10 protein-coding genes and 1 pseudogene are annotated in these 13,215 nt (G+C 68.8%); 6 read left to right on the forward strand and 5 right to left on the reverse strand.

Annotation, left to right across the window (positions count from 1 at the left end):
• Positions 1-10 precede the first annotated feature (10 nt).
• Positions 11-943 (reverse strand): sigma-70 family RNA polymerase sigma factor, encoded by a 933-nt coding sequence (locus tag ACIBEI_RS05100; protein ID WP_398885239.1) that lies wholly within the window; start codon positions 941-943, stop codon positions 11-13.
• Between the two features lie 381 nt (positions 944-1,324).
• Positions 1,325-1,690: a hypothetical protein gene (locus ACIBEI_RS05105; protein WP_398885241.1), complete on the reverse strand. Its 366-nt coding sequence runs from the start codon at positions 1,688-1,690 to the stop codon at positions 1,325-1,327.
• A 260-nt stretch (positions 1,691-1,950) separates the two neighbouring features.
• Between ACIBEI_RS05105 and ACIBEI_RS05110 the strand changes: the two genes are divergently transcribed.
• A complete protein-coding gene (locus ACIBEI_RS05110) occupies positions 1,951-4,704 on the forward strand; it encodes a cation-translocating P-type ATPase (protein ID WP_398885243.1) in 2,754 nt (917 codons plus the stop codon).
• Positions 4,705-4,793: 89 nt separating this feature from the next.
• Here the strand turns inward: ACIBEI_RS05110 and ACIBEI_RS05115 are convergent, their stop codons facing one another.
• Together ACIBEI_RS05115 and ACIBEI_RS05120 are read right to left on the reverse strand one after the other, a co-directional pair.
• The gene (locus ACIBEI_RS05115; protein ID WP_398885245.1) at positions 4,794-6,149 is read right to left on the reverse strand and encodes an NAD(P)/FAD-dependent oxidoreductase; all 1,356 of its coding nucleotides are present in this window, start codon (positions 6,147-6,149) and stop codon (positions 4,794-4,796) included.
• 421 nt (positions 6,150-6,570) lie between these two features.
• The gene (locus ACIBEI_RS05120; RefSeq protein ID WP_398885247.1) at positions 6,571-7,335 is read right to left on the reverse strand and encodes an alpha/beta fold hydrolase; all 765 of its coding nucleotides are present in this window, start codon (positions 7,333-7,335) and stop codon (positions 6,571-6,573) included.
• 96 nt (positions 7,336-7,431) lie between these two features.
• On the opposite strand from ACIBEI_RS05120, the gene ACIBEI_RS05125 reads away from it, so the two are divergent.
• Both ACIBEI_RS05125 and ACIBEI_RS05130 read left to right on the forward strand, forming a co-directional pair.
• Positions 7,432-8,652 (forward strand): FAD-dependent monooxygenase, encoded by a 1,221-nt coding sequence (locus ACIBEI_RS05125; protein WP_398885249.1) that lies wholly within the window; start codon positions 7,432-7,434, stop codon positions 8,650-8,652.
• 91 nt (positions 8,653-8,743) lie between these two features.
• On the forward strand, positions 8,744-9,463 hold the full coding sequence (locus ACIBEI_RS05130) for a TetR/AcrR family transcriptional regulator (RefSeq protein ID WP_398885251.1): 720 nt from the start codon (positions 8,744-8,746) through the stop codon (positions 9,461-9,463).
• Positions 9,464-9,487: 24 nt separating this feature from the next.
• Here the strand turns inward: ACIBEI_RS05130 and ACIBEI_RS05135 are convergent, their stop codons facing one another.
• On the reverse strand, positions 9,488-9,811 hold the full coding sequence (locus ACIBEI_RS05135; RefSeq protein WP_398886283.1) for a DUF4158 domain-containing protein: 324 nt from the start codon (positions 9,809-9,811) through the stop codon (positions 9,488-9,490).
• Positions 9,812-10,096: 285 nt separating this feature from the next.
• On the opposite strand from ACIBEI_RS05135, the gene ACIBEI_RS05140 reads away from it, so the two are divergent.
• The 3 genes and pseudogenes from ACIBEI_RS05140 to ACIBEI_RS05150 all read left to right on the forward strand — a co-directional run.
• Positions 10,097-11,296, forward strand: a complete 1,200-nt coding sequence (locus ACIBEI_RS05140) for an NAD(P)/FAD-dependent oxidoreductase (protein ID WP_398885253.1) — start codon at positions 10,097-10,099, stop codon at positions 11,294-11,296.
• A gap of 253 nt (positions 11,297-11,549) precedes the next feature.
• Positions 11,550-12,446 carry an RNA polymerase sigma-70 factor gene (locus tag ACIBEI_RS05145; RefSeq protein WP_398885255.1) on the forward strand — a complete coding sequence of 299 codons (897 nt, stop codon included), beginning with the start codon at positions 11,550-11,552 and terminating at the stop codon, positions 12,444-12,446.
• A 31-nt stretch (positions 12,447-12,477) separates the two neighbouring features.
• Positions 12,478-13,098, forward strand: a pseudogene (locus ACIBEI_RS05150) (transposase family protein); the annotation flags it as partial.
• Positions 13,099-13,215 lie beyond the last annotated feature (117 nt).

Genomic DNA, 13,215 nt, shown 5'->3' on the forward strand with positions numbered 1-13,215 from the left:
CCGCTGTTTCTCACACACCACCCGCCGTGGGGCCGAGACCGGCTGCGCAGCGGAAACGTGAATCAAGGAACGCGGCGATCTTGTTCGGGCTGAACACCCACATCAACTTGTGGATGCCCTCCTTCGAGGCGGCCATCGCCATGAACGCGACGGGTTGGCCGTCTCGGTAGACCATCACGCCCGTACTGCCGTTGGCATCGACCAACCTGGGCTCCGCTTCCCGCCAGAGGACCGGATAGGTCACCATCTTGGCCACACGTGCACGGCCGGTCACCGGTATACGGGCGCAGCCCCGCATACCGTTGCCGTCGGAGAGACTGACGGCATCGGGGGTGAGGAGGGCCTCGAGTGAAGCCACATCCCCCGATCGAGCCGCTGAGATGAAGACGTCGAGAAGTCGCCGGTGCTCCGCCGTGTCCACGCTCTCCCGACGTTCTTCCGACAGATGCTTACGAGCACGGCTGACGATCTTCCGCACATTGACGAGGCTGAGTTGAAGGATCTCCGCTATCTCGGGATAGGCGTAGTCGAATGCCTCGCGCAGTACGTATGCGGCGCGTTCAGTGGGGCTCAACTTTTCCAGAACCAACAGCAGCGCCAGTTCGAGAGCTTCCGCGCGCTGTGCACCCACCTCCGGATCCGAGCTGGTGTCGACGGGTTCGGGCAACCAGGGTCCTATGTAGGTTTCCCGACGCACACGCGCGGATTGTCCGACGTTGATGGCCAAGCGGGTCGTCGCAGTCGAAAGGAAGGCCACTGGGCTGACCACCACGGAGCGGTCGGTGTTCTGCCAGCGCAGCCACACTTCCTGGACCACGTCTTCGGCCTCGACCCCGCTGCCGAGCACCCGGTAGGCGATTCCGAAGAGACGGTTCCGGTGCTGCACGAACACGGAAGCAGCCTCTTCGAGGTCACTCGTCGTGGGGGACGGCTCGAGATCCATGGTCCTGCGGTCTCCGTTCCTCCGGTTGCGACTGTCCAGGGCCCTTCTGATGGATCCGCGTGGAACGCCGCGGAGATCCGTCAGTTGGGCCCTGGGGGCGTGACCACGTGGCGACCACGTGGGGCGGCTGGCACATAAGACAAGGGTCGGCCCGGTTTTGTGACAGGGGTGGGGCAGCGGAATGTTGCGACCGACTCCACGACGGCCGGCCTCGGCCGGCGTGGAGCGCTGCGGTAGTGGCGCATCTCAGCTCGGTGCAGCGGGCTCTCAGTGCCTTTGAACCCCTGGTCGAGACCCTCGACAGCGAAAGCATCAACGGTGTTCGCAGCACCATTGGTGCCGGGCCGCAGGTGGTGCGCGCAGTCCTGCGGCGCTGGTGGTTCAACGCATCGTCTCCACGATCACAATGCACAGACCGATCATCGTCACGGTGATCAGGGTCATCGCGGTGAGCGTGCCTCTCAGCCATCGCCGGATGCGGACACGGTGTTGCTCCTCCACCACGCTGATGCTGCCGGCAATGTGCTCCGTCACCATGCGGGCAACGTATGTCTGCTCCTCGAGATACCACCGCTCGATATCCGTCTTCTGCTCCCGGGTCAGCCCCGGCGCCCGCGCGGTGAACTCCGCCACGCGCCGGTGTGCCGCTTGCAGATGGGATTTCTGGTAGAGGAAGTTCTCGATGTCGACCAGGCCGCGTTTGGCTTCACTCGCGTCCATGGCGCCGGGAGACCTCAACCGCTTCATGGAGAATCCCTTCCCTCACGTGGAGGCTGTCTTTGAAAAGCCGCGAGGACATCGACACGGCATCGTCTGGGTGCGGCCTTCACCTCATTTGGACCGGACAGCGCGCCCGTCTGTGACACACACCGTTGATCGCAGCCCTGGGTGTCACATCCGCGCCTCATGCCCGGTCATACGAGTGGCGCTGCACGAGTGGAACTCGGCCCTCCTGCATCAACCGCGGTGCCTCGACGAGACGATCCGCTCCGGAGAGGAATGAAGCGATGACGACGCTGGACGGGCAACCCTCGAGGGAGGTCGCGCGCGCGGACACCGTGGTGCAGGCACCCTCCAGTGAATCGGGCGCCCATCGGCAGACTCCCGCCCAGGTGGCTGAACGGCTCGGCGTCGACCCGGGGGTGGGCCTGAGCACACGGCAGGTCTCCGAGCGAATGGCGGTCCACGGCGCCAATCGGCTGTCCGAACCGGCCCGACGCCCGGAGTGGCTGAAGTTCCTTGATCAGTTCCGCAACGGGCTCATCGTCATCCTGCTGGTCGCCGCCGTGGTGGCCGGCGCCATCGGTGACCTCAGGGATGCCCTGGTGATCACCGTCGTTCTGCTGATCAACGCCGTACTCGGATATGGGCAGGAGCGACGCGCCGAGCGCAGTCTGGAGGCGCTGCGCCGCATGCTCGTGCCCACGGCGAAGGTTCGCCGCGACGGTACGGAGCAGGTGGTGGAGGCACAACTCCTCGTGCCAGGAGACGTGGTCCTGCTGGAGGCCGGTGACCGCGTACCGGCCGACGGCCGGCTGACCGTCGCCGAGTCGGTCGAGGTGGCCGAGGCCGCACTGACCGGTGAGTCCCAGCCGGTCGCCAAGAGCGTGACGGCCGTCGACCACACCTCGACCGCCCCGGTGGCACTGGCCGAGCGCACCAGCGTGCTGTTCATGAACACCGCACTGACCCGGGGCCGTGCCGAAATGATCGTCACGGCCACCGGAATGCGCACCGAACTCGGCGCCATCGCCGAGGCGTTGCGCACCGGGACGGAGCCGCCGAGCCCGCTCCAGGTCCAACTGGACAGCCTCGGCCGGCGGCTGGCACTGCTGAGCGGAGTCGCGGTCGTCGCTTATGCCCTGAGCGCATTGGTCGGCGGCGAGTCGCTCGCGGATGTCGCGCTGCAGGCCGTGGCTCTGGCCGTCGCAGCGATCCCCGAAGGGTTGCCCGCCGTGCTGGCTCTGACGCTGGCACTCGGCGTGCACCGCATGGCCCGGCGTGGTGCCATCGTCAAACGACTGGCCTCGGTGGAGTCGCTGGGTGCGGCGACGGTCGTGTGCAGCGACAAGACCGGCACGCTCACCCTCAACGAGATGACCGCGCGGACCCTGTGGACCGCGGGCAGGCTCTACGACGTCAGCGGGGAGGGGTACGGGACGGCGGGCGCCATCCGCGTCCCCGGCGCGGATGACACGTCTCCCACCGACGATCTCCGTGACGCGGTGCTTCCCTTCGCCCTGTGCAACGACGCACACGTGACCGACGGCTACTTCGTCGGAGACCCGACAGAGGCCGCACTGGTCGTCCTGGCGGCCAAGGCCGGTGTGGACGCCGACCAGTCGCGTACGGAGCTGCCCCGCGCTGGCGAACTGCCCTTCGACGGGGCCACCAAGTACATGGCCGTCTTCCACACCGCGCCCGACGGCCGTGCCCGCGTCCACGTCAAGGGCGCGGTCGACGTCCTGCTGGGCATGTGCACCCACGTCCTTACCCAGGACGGTGTGCGCGTCCTCGACGAAGGGCACAGGGACGAGATCCTCGCCGTGACGGGGCAGTTCGGCAGCGCCGGCCTACGGGTGCTGGGCGCGGCCACCGCCCTGATGGACGGCATGCCGAGCGAGTTCACCCCGGACGCGCTGCCCGGCCTGACCCTGGTGGCGGTCGCCGGGATCGCCGATCCGCCCCGCCCGCAGGCACGGGACGCGATGGCGTTGTGCCGCACGGCAGGAGTGGCCGTCAAGATGATCACCGGTGATCATGCCGACACGGCGGCGGCCATCGCCCGCGAGCTGGGCATCGACGGCGATGTCGTGACGGGCGCCGAACTGGACCGGATGACGGAGGAACAACTCTCCCAACGCATCGACGACATCGGTGTGTTCGCCCGAGTCGCCCCGGAACACAAGGTTGTGATCGTACGAACGTTGGCGAACCGGGGACACATCGTCGCCATGACCGGTGACGGTGTCAACGACGCGGCGGCGCTCCGGGCCGCCCACATCGGCGTGGCCATGGGCATCACCGGCACGGACGTGGCCAAGGAAGCCGCCGATGTGGTCCTCACCGACGACGACTTCTCCACGATCGTGCGGGCAATCGGCGAAGGACGGGCCATCTACGTCAACATCGTCAAGTTCGTACGCTTCCAGTTGTCCACCAACATCGGCGCGATTCTGACGTTGCTCAGTGCTTCCCTCGTCGGTCTGCCCTCCCCGCTCACCGCGGCCCAACTGCTGTGGGTCAACATCATCATGGACGGTCCGCCCGCGATGGCCCTGGCCGTCGACCCTGCCCGTGACGACGTGATGCGCCGCCCGCCACGCGACCCGCGTGAGCGGATCCTGGACGCCCGCAGGCTCCTCTCCATCGGCTGGACCGGTGCGGTCATGGCCATGGGTACCGTGACGCTCCTGGCCGTCGCCCGCTCGTACGTCGCCCCGGACACCGCACTGACCTTGGCCTTCACCACGTTTGTGCTGTTCCAGTTGGTCAACGCTCTGTGCGTCCGCGCGGACGACGGCCCACTGCTGGGCCGACACCAGCTCCGCAACCGCGCGCTGTGGCTGTGCCTGGCCGGCGTCCTCGTCGTTCAGGTCGCCGCAGTCCACCTGCCGTGGGCACACACGGTCTTCGGGACCGTGCCGTTGACCGCGACCCAATGGGCCCTGTGCCTGGGCATAGCGTCCACCGTGCTCCTCGCCGAACTCGTCCTGCGCGCCGTACGCTCGGCGCTGCGCGGGACAGGCGTGCGGGCCTGACGGCAACGCGTCGGACTCGGAGGCACCCGGGGGTCGGTGCATCGGGCCGCACAGGCGGGCGACTGCGCATGCCGGCCTGCGCGGACTGGTCATGTGGCCGTGTGGTCGCCTGCCTGGCTCGCGTCCGAGCGCTGCACATTGCCGCTCGTGACGAACGCGTCCCGTGGGTGCTGAACGGAGGCGAGGGAGACGAAGTCCCGGCCGAACAGGGCCGCGGTGAGCCACACCGTGAGAACGCGGACCTTGCGTTCCCAGGTGGGCACCGCCAGGACGTGATAGCCCCGGTGCATCAGCCAGGCGGCAACGCCCTTGATGACGATGCTCTTGTACTGGAAGATGCCGCGCCCCAGCCCCAGCGTCGCCACCACTCCGAGACTGCTGTGGCGGTAGTTCCGGATTCTGCCCCCGTGCAGGCCGGCCGCGATGTTCTTCGCGAGGCGCTTGCCCTGCCGTACGGCGTGCTGGGCGTTCGGCACCGTACGTGCCCCGGGTAGCGGCGAGGCCAGGTCCGGAACGGCCGCGTCGTCCCCGGCAGCCCACACCTCCGGCACGAGCTCGGTGTCGGTGCCCACGCGAAGATCGGGCCGGACCACAAGCAGGCCCCGCTCGTCAACCGGCAGGTCCGTGTGGTTGTGCACAACCGGGTTCGAGGCGTTGCCCGCGGTCCAGACGATCAGTTCCGAATCGAACTCCTCTCCACTGGAGAGCACGACACGCCCGTCCAAAGTGGAGACGAGTTGCGTGTTCAGGTGCACATGCGCGCCACGGCGTTCCAAGGAGCGCACCACCCACGCACCCGGCCCGTCGCTCACCTCCGGCAGAATACGATCCCGGGCCTCGACCAGATGGAACGACAGGTCCTCGAAGCTCAGTTCCGGGTAGAACCTGAGCATCGCGGTCGCCAGCGACAGCAGTTCACCGAAGCCCTCGACACCGGTGAACCCGCCGCCCACGAAAGTGACGGTGAGCAGCCTTCGCCGCTCGGCGCCGGGTGGCAGCGACGCCGCTTGGTCGAACGCGGTCAGCAGGCGGTCCCGGATGGCTACCGCTTCCTCCACGTGCTTCAGACCTATGGCCTGCTCCGCCAGACCGGGTATGGGGAACGTCCGTGTCACAGCCCCGGCGGTGACGACGAGAGTGTCGTAGCGCAGTTCGTAGTCGCTTCCGTCCACTGGCCGGACGGTGACCGTCCGGTCCACGTGACGGATTTCCGTCACGCTTCCCGCGATCAGCCGGGTCCTGCGCAGATGACGCCGCAACGAGACGGCGGCGTGACGCGCCTCGACCGAACCAGCCGTCACCTCCGGCAGGAAGGGCTGGTACGTCATGTACGGGCGCGGGTCGACGACCGTCACCCGCGCCTCGCCTGCCCGCAATTGCTTCTCCAGGCCCCACGCAGTGTAGAAGCCCGCATAGCCACCACCGACGATCAGGATCTCACTCATGGTTCCTCTGCTCCCTGTCTGTCTGTCACTGAGACAAGACAGAGCGCCATGGTGTGACAGTCCCGGCACATCCGCTGCGGGTCGGCACAACCGCACCTGTCAAGTCCGTGTGGCAGGGAGCGACCGGACTGTACGAACGCGCCGAGCGCCGACCTGACGAGCCCGACGCACTGGACTACCCGCAGGTGCTCGTCGAACACGGCTGGGCTGCTTTTCAACGCTGTTGACCGCATGACCGACGACTGATCGCGGCCCAGATAGGCCGGCGGTCGCCGCGCCCGCAACGTTCTGCGGGTCACACCAGACGTCGATCTGCCGCCCGCCTGTCACGCAACGTGCCTACGGCAGCGCCGTGAACGGACAGGGAACACAACTCGCGGGCGTGAGGGACGGCCTTCTCCAGCTCGGGTCGCTTGGCTCGTCAGCGGTCCAACGAGTCCCAGAAGTCGGTGAGCACCCGGGCGCCACGGCCGGGGTCCTGGGTCATCCACCAGTGGCCGAGCCCGTCGAGCCTCGCGATGTCGGCGCCGGCCAGCCGCGCGGTACGGGACCGCTGTTCGTCGGTCCCGGCCAAGAGGTCCTCGGTGGCGAGCAGGGCGAGGCCCGGCCGCTGCGCCGCGCGTTCGAGGTTGCGGCCCAGTTCGACCATCACCGGTTGGGCGGCTGATCGGTAGAGCGCGTGTGCGGCCTGCCCCATCGCCTCGTCCTGGCCTACCGCGACCCGCTTCGCCACCGGCTCGCTCATGCCGAACTTCACGAGCATCGCGACCCGCATCGCGGGGTCCGGGCCGAGCGGGACGGCGGGGTCCGGTCCCGTGCTCTCCGGCGCCTGCTGACTCAGGGCGAAGTCGTGCCACACGTAGTCCGGGTCGAACAGGCCGATCACATCGCTGACCCAGCTGCGTACGAGGTCCGGGCGGGCCATCACCGCATTGAGGGCGTGTGCCCCGCCCCAGTCGTGCCCGACCAGGTCGACGGGCTCGGCGAAACGCTCCAACTCGTCGATGAGCCAGTCCCGGTAGTCACCGACGGTCGCGCCGAACCCTGTCGGCAAGGGCGCCCCGAAACCGGGCGGGGACAGGCGGATCGGGCCGGGTCGAGCGGGAGCGATGCGTTCGAGCTCGACGAGCAGCGGCTCCCAGACCTCCGGCGTCTCAGGAAAGCCGTGGACGAAAACGGTTGGCATGGCGGGAGCTCCGTTCATGTGGGTCGCGATCAATTTCGCGACCGACTGGATGACTGACCAGATGACCAATCTGGTCAGTGAGTATAGTCTGAGGGCATGAAGACGAACACCACCCCGCGACAGCGGGCTCTTGTAGTCGGACTCGGCGTCAGCGGAACCGCCTCCGCGCTGCGGCTTCACAAGGCGGGCTGGGACGTTGCCGTCCTGGAGAAGGCAGCCGAACGCCGCCGCGGCGGGTACTTCCTCACCCTCTTCGGCACCGGGATCACCGCGGCAGAGCGCCTGGGCATCGAGGTCCCGGACCGCTTTTCGGAGGACATCGCCTACTACAACGTCGATCGCGCGGGCCGGCGGCGGCGCGGCATGGGCTTCGCCGAGGCCGTAGCCGGCGAGTCACGCCCGGTTGTGCGCGGCGACGTCGAGCAGGCCGCGTTCGACGCCCTGCCCGGGGACGTGGAGATCCGGTACTCGTCCGTTCCGGTCGCGCTGCGCCAGGACGCGGAAGGCGTGCAGGTCGACATCGAGAACCGGGCCGCGGGGACGGTGACCACCGAACGGTTCGACCTCGTGGTCGGGGCCGACGGCCTGCGCTCGACCGTGCGCCGACGGGCGTTCGGGCCCGATGAAGGCCGCATCCACCGCCTCGGCTACATGCTCGCGGCGTGCGCCCTGCCCAGCTCGGTCCCCGGTTTCCGGGGCACGGACGGAATCGTCATGTCCGAGCTGGGCCGGTCGGCATGGGTGTTCGCCTTCGCCGACCGGCCACCGACGGTGCTGTTCAACTACCGGACCGACGATGTGGACGGCGAGTTCACCCGGCCCGCCATCGATTCGCTGCGGGCGGTGTTCGGACCGGAGCCCACGGGCTCAACGCTCGGCTGGCTGCTCGACCGGTTCGAGCAGGCACCGGACCACCTGTTCGACACCGCCGAGCAGGTACGGCTCGACACATGGCACCAGGGCAGGGTGGTGCTCGTCGGTGACTCGGCGTGGTGCCTGACCCTCTACTCCGGGATGGGGGCCTCCAGCGGGCTGGCCGGGGCCGACATGCTGGGCACGATGCTGGAGCGGTATCCCGGGGACGTGCCGCGGGCGCTGCGGGCCTGGGAGGCGAAACTCCGCCCCTTCATCGAGTTCCACCAGGAGACCGGCATAGCCATGCGCAAGCTCTTCGTCCCGGCCGACCACACCGAGTACCAGATCCGGTCCCTCTTCGACCACGTGGTGGGGACGACGGTCGGCAGAACGGTCATCTCGAAGCTGGAGCACCGCAGCAAGGCTTCGCGGATGAAGACGGTCGACATCGGCCTGACGTGACCCGCCCCTGGAGCCCGCCGCACGGTCGGCTCACCTCCGTGAACCCCCGTGACATCATGCTGCCGAAGAGCGAACGGGAGGACACACCACGGTGAGCCGGCTGATCGAACACGACTCCGTCAAGGCGGCCAGAATCCTCGACAGCGCGCGCGAGCTGGTCCTCGAACACGGCGTCCGCAAGGTGACCATCGCCGAGATCGCCGCGGCAGCGGGCGTGGGCAAGGGCACGGTCTACCTGTACTGGGAAACCAAGGAAGACCTGTTCGTGGGGCTGGCCGCACGCGAGGTACTGGCCTGGATCAAGACCGTCAACAACCAGATCGCCCAGGACCCGCAGTCCATCCTGCCCCGCCGTCTCGCTCCGCTGCTTATCCGTACGACACTGAGCAACCCGTGGCTGCGGTGGCTCCAGAGCGACGACAGCGCCATGCGGCAGCTGCTCCACCGCCCCGCCGACCAAGAGCGCTTCGCCGAGGCCACCACGAGCGCGATGGGCAACGCGGTCCTGACGGTCCTTCGCGACCACGGGATCGTGCGCGACGATCTCCCGCTGCCCCGGCAGATGTACGCCCTGCACGCCGTGCTGGTCGGGTTCGTCACCGTCATGAACAACGCCGATGTCGCAGGCCCGCTCAGCATCGACGATCCCGAATCCGCCCTGGCCGACACCGTCCAACTGCTGCTCGAACGGCCTCGCGACCCCGCCGCACACGATGTCGCCAAGGCCGCGCAGGCGGTGCAGGCCCGGTTCACCGAGATTCACGACAACCTCCTGGGACTTGTTGCGTCGGGCGCCGCCGGAACCAGATGACCCGGGTCCTCAAGGCCGTGCCGTTCAGCTATGGATCAGCCGACGCGGCGCAGGGCCGGGCTGCGTGCCTCCGTGCCGCGTGGCACGAAACGCACCAGGCGCGGCAAGGCGGCGAAACGACCGGGGACGCCAGGTCATGCTCAAGGACGAGCCGGCATCCCTGCGCCTTCCGCGCTTCAACGTCGCGATCGCATTGTTCTGCCAGTCGTAGTCCGCCCACGCCTCCGCAGGCACGTTCACCTGCTGGGCCACGTACTCGACCGCGGCGTCCGGCATCTCCTTGGCCGACTCCGAGAACCGGGCCTCCGCCTCAAAGAACTTCAGCAGCAGCGCGAACCCAAGCCGGATCGCCCCCGGTCACGGCCGCAGCGCCGCCTTCCGGCTCAGGCTGTCGCCCGCGCGGCCACCACCGAGCCGTGTCAGGGCGACTACAGCGAGCTGGGTCCCACTCGCCCACTCTCGCGACATTCCCCGGCGCCTGCCTGATCTCGTCAGGGCCGCGTTACGCCACTCGCGGCGGAAGGGGCGGCGTTCCCACCGCACCTCACGTGTGCTACGTCACATCCGCAAACTGTCACACCGGATGCGCGGCTGGTGTCTCTATGCCGAGTGCACAAACACCAGGGAGACATGATGAACGGGAACGTCGAGGTAGTCGTGATCGGCGGCGGGTACGGGGGCGTGACGGCGGCCAACAGCCTGGCGCGGCGCGATGGCGTGTCCGTGACCGTGGTCAATCCGCGTCCCGAGTTCGTCGAGCGGATCCGCCTGCACCAGCGCGTGACCGGTTCCGATGACGCGACCGAGGGCTTCGGGAGGGTCATGGGCGGAAACGTCCGGCTGGTGGTCGACACCGCGACCCGGATCGACGCTGCCGAGCGGCAGGTGTGGCTGGCGGGCGGTGGCACGGTCTCGTACGACTACCTCGTCTACGCGGTGGGCAGCGGCGCCGCCGATCCCGGCGTGCCCGGAGCGGCGGAGTTCGCCTATTGGGTGTCGGACTTCGAAGGCGCGGAACGGCTGCGGTCCGCGCTGGCGGCGGTCCCCGCGACGGCTCCGCTGACCGTGGTCGGGGCCGGCCCGACCGGCCTGGAGACCGCCGCCGAGCTGGCGGAAGCGGGTCGCAAGGTCACCCTGGTCTGCGGCGACGTGCTCGGCCCCTCCCTGCATGCCAGGGTCCGCCGCCCGGTCGCCCGTCGGCTCGCCAAGCTGGGTGTGACCGTCCTCGAAGGTCCCCGTACGCGGGTGACGGAAGTGACGCAGGACGCCGTACGGCTCGGCGACGGCCGTGAACTGCCCAGCGCGGTGACGATCTGGACCGCGGGATTCCGTGTCCCGGACCTGGCCGCCCGGAGCGGGCTGCGCACCGACGCCGCCGGCCGTCTGGTCACCGACGCGACGCTGACCTGTGTTGACGACGAGCGCATCGTCGCCGCCGGGGACGCGGGGGTGATGCCGGACCATCCGTTCCGGATGAGCTGCCAGGCGGCCGTGCAGCTGGGCCCGGCGGCCGCCGCCACGATTCTGCGCCGGATCGCGGGGAAGACACCCTCTCCCGTCCGGATGTTCTTCGCCGGGCAGTGCCTCAGCCTCGGCCGGGACGAGGGCGTCACCCAGTTCTCCTACCCGAACGACACGGTGAACGCGCTCCACATCGGCGGGCGGCCCGGGGCAGGCGTCAAGGAGATCGCCTGCAAGTTCACCCTCAACAAGTTGGTGTCCGGGGCACGCAAGGCCAGTTCCCGCGCATCCCACGGCAACAGCACCGACCGCCCGGATTCGCCTCGGCCGGAACACCGCACGACCCCGTCCAACACCCGACCCGCGGCCTAGCTGCCAAGACCCTTCCTCGGGCCGGACCGACCGCTCCGGCCCACGAGGGATTGAGCCGGAGCGACAAGCACACAACGCCGCGGCCTCGTATGACAGGGCCGGGCGCCGCGACTCCATTCCCACCAGCCCGCTCACCCTGCGTGGCCTGACAGGCGGGGAGGCTGCTGCCGACGACCCCGCCACCAGACCGGGTACACATGCACGGCCTGCCTCCGGGAGGTGGGGCCGACCGCGAGAGAGCGAAGCGCACGCCATGAACGACCACGTCACCGACCCCGCGACGGAGGCCTTCGTCGCCCACCGCAACCTGCTGTTCACCGTCGCCTACGAGATGCTCGGTTCGGCGGCGGACGCCGAGGACGTCCTCCAGGAGACCTGGCTGCGATGGGTCAAGGCCGACCTGGCGCAGGTGCGGGACCAGCGCGCCTACCTCGTGCGGATCACGACCCGGCAGGCACTCAACCGGCTGCGCACCCTCAAACGGCGCAAGGAGGCCTACGTGGGCCCATGGCTGCCCGAACCGCTGCTCACCACGCCCGACGTGGCCGAGGACGTCGAACTGTCCGAGAACCTGTCGCTGGCCCTCATGTACATCTTCGAGACCCTCTCACCGACCGAACGCGCCGTCTTCGTACTGCGCGAGGTCTTCGACTTCGGCTACGACGACATCGCGGCCGCGATCGGCAAGAGCCCCGCCGCCGCACGCCAGATCGCCTACCGCGCACGCCAGTACGTCGACGCCCGCCGACCGCGCACACCGGCTTCCCCGGAAGAGGCCCGGGCGGCGTCGAACTCGTTCCGGCGCGCGCTGGAAACCGGGGATCTGCAGGGGCTGCTGGACGTACTCGCCCCGGACGTCGTCTTCGTCAGCGACGGCGGCGGCCTCAGACTGGCGGCCCTGCGACCGGTCGTCGGCGCCGACAAGGTGCTCCGCTACATGGCCGGCAGCATCGACAAGGCAGGCGCCACCTTCAGCAGCGAGCCCACGACGGTCAACGGCAACCCCGGCCTCATCCTGCGCCTGGGCGGCGTGATCGACGGCGTGCTGGCCTTCACGGTGGACAACGCCCGCGTCACCGGCCTCTACTACGTCCGCAACCCCGAAAAACTCACCCGCGTCGAGTCGGAAACCCCCCTCGCCTCCCACTGACCGTCACTCCCCCACGACACGGCCGACCGACTTGTGCAAGCACGACCCGCTTGCCCAGATCACCGTTGGCTTCGGTACCTCGGTGGGCACCGCTCACGCCAGCACCACCGCGGTGATCAGCCTGCTCGCTGACCGTGCACCGGGCCTGCTCAAGGTGCTGCACGAGAGCGATCCCGACCACGTCCTGCTCGATGGAACGCTCGGGGAGTGCGACCGCCTGGGCGGCGGCCGGCCGACTACTCCGCCAAGCACCGCCGCCATGGCGTGAACGTGCAGTTGGTGACCGATCTTGATGGCCGCCTGCTGTGGATCTCTCCCGCGCTGCCCGGCCGCGCACGACCTGCCCGCGGCCCGCACCCACCGGATCATCCGGATCATCCGGATCTGCGAACGCCAAGGCGTCCCGGTCCTCGCCGACCGCGCCTACATGGGAGCGGGCCCGTGGGTGGCGACGCCCCTCCGGCGCCCGCCGGGCCGCAACCTCACGCCACCCAGCAAACCGTCAAACCGCGCGCTGCCCGCAACGCTGGCACTGGTCGAGCGCGGCGTCGCACGGCTCAAGTCATGGCGGATCTTCCGCAGGGCGGAATGCAGCCTGCCTCGAATGTCGTCAACTTCCCAGGCCGTCCTCACCCTGGAGCGACAACTCTGAAAGTGCGCACTGTCCTCGTAAAGCCCTGCGGTGGATCCCGCTTGCCTCGGCCGATCCGCGGGCGCCGTGATCAGGACACGTACTACCATACCGATCGAAGTATCCTGACAGGGGAGA

This window comes from Streptomyces sp. NPDC050988 (assembly GCF_044456225.1).
Lineage (GTDB): Bacteria > Actinomycetota > Actinomycetes > Streptomycetales > Streptomycetaceae > Streptomyces.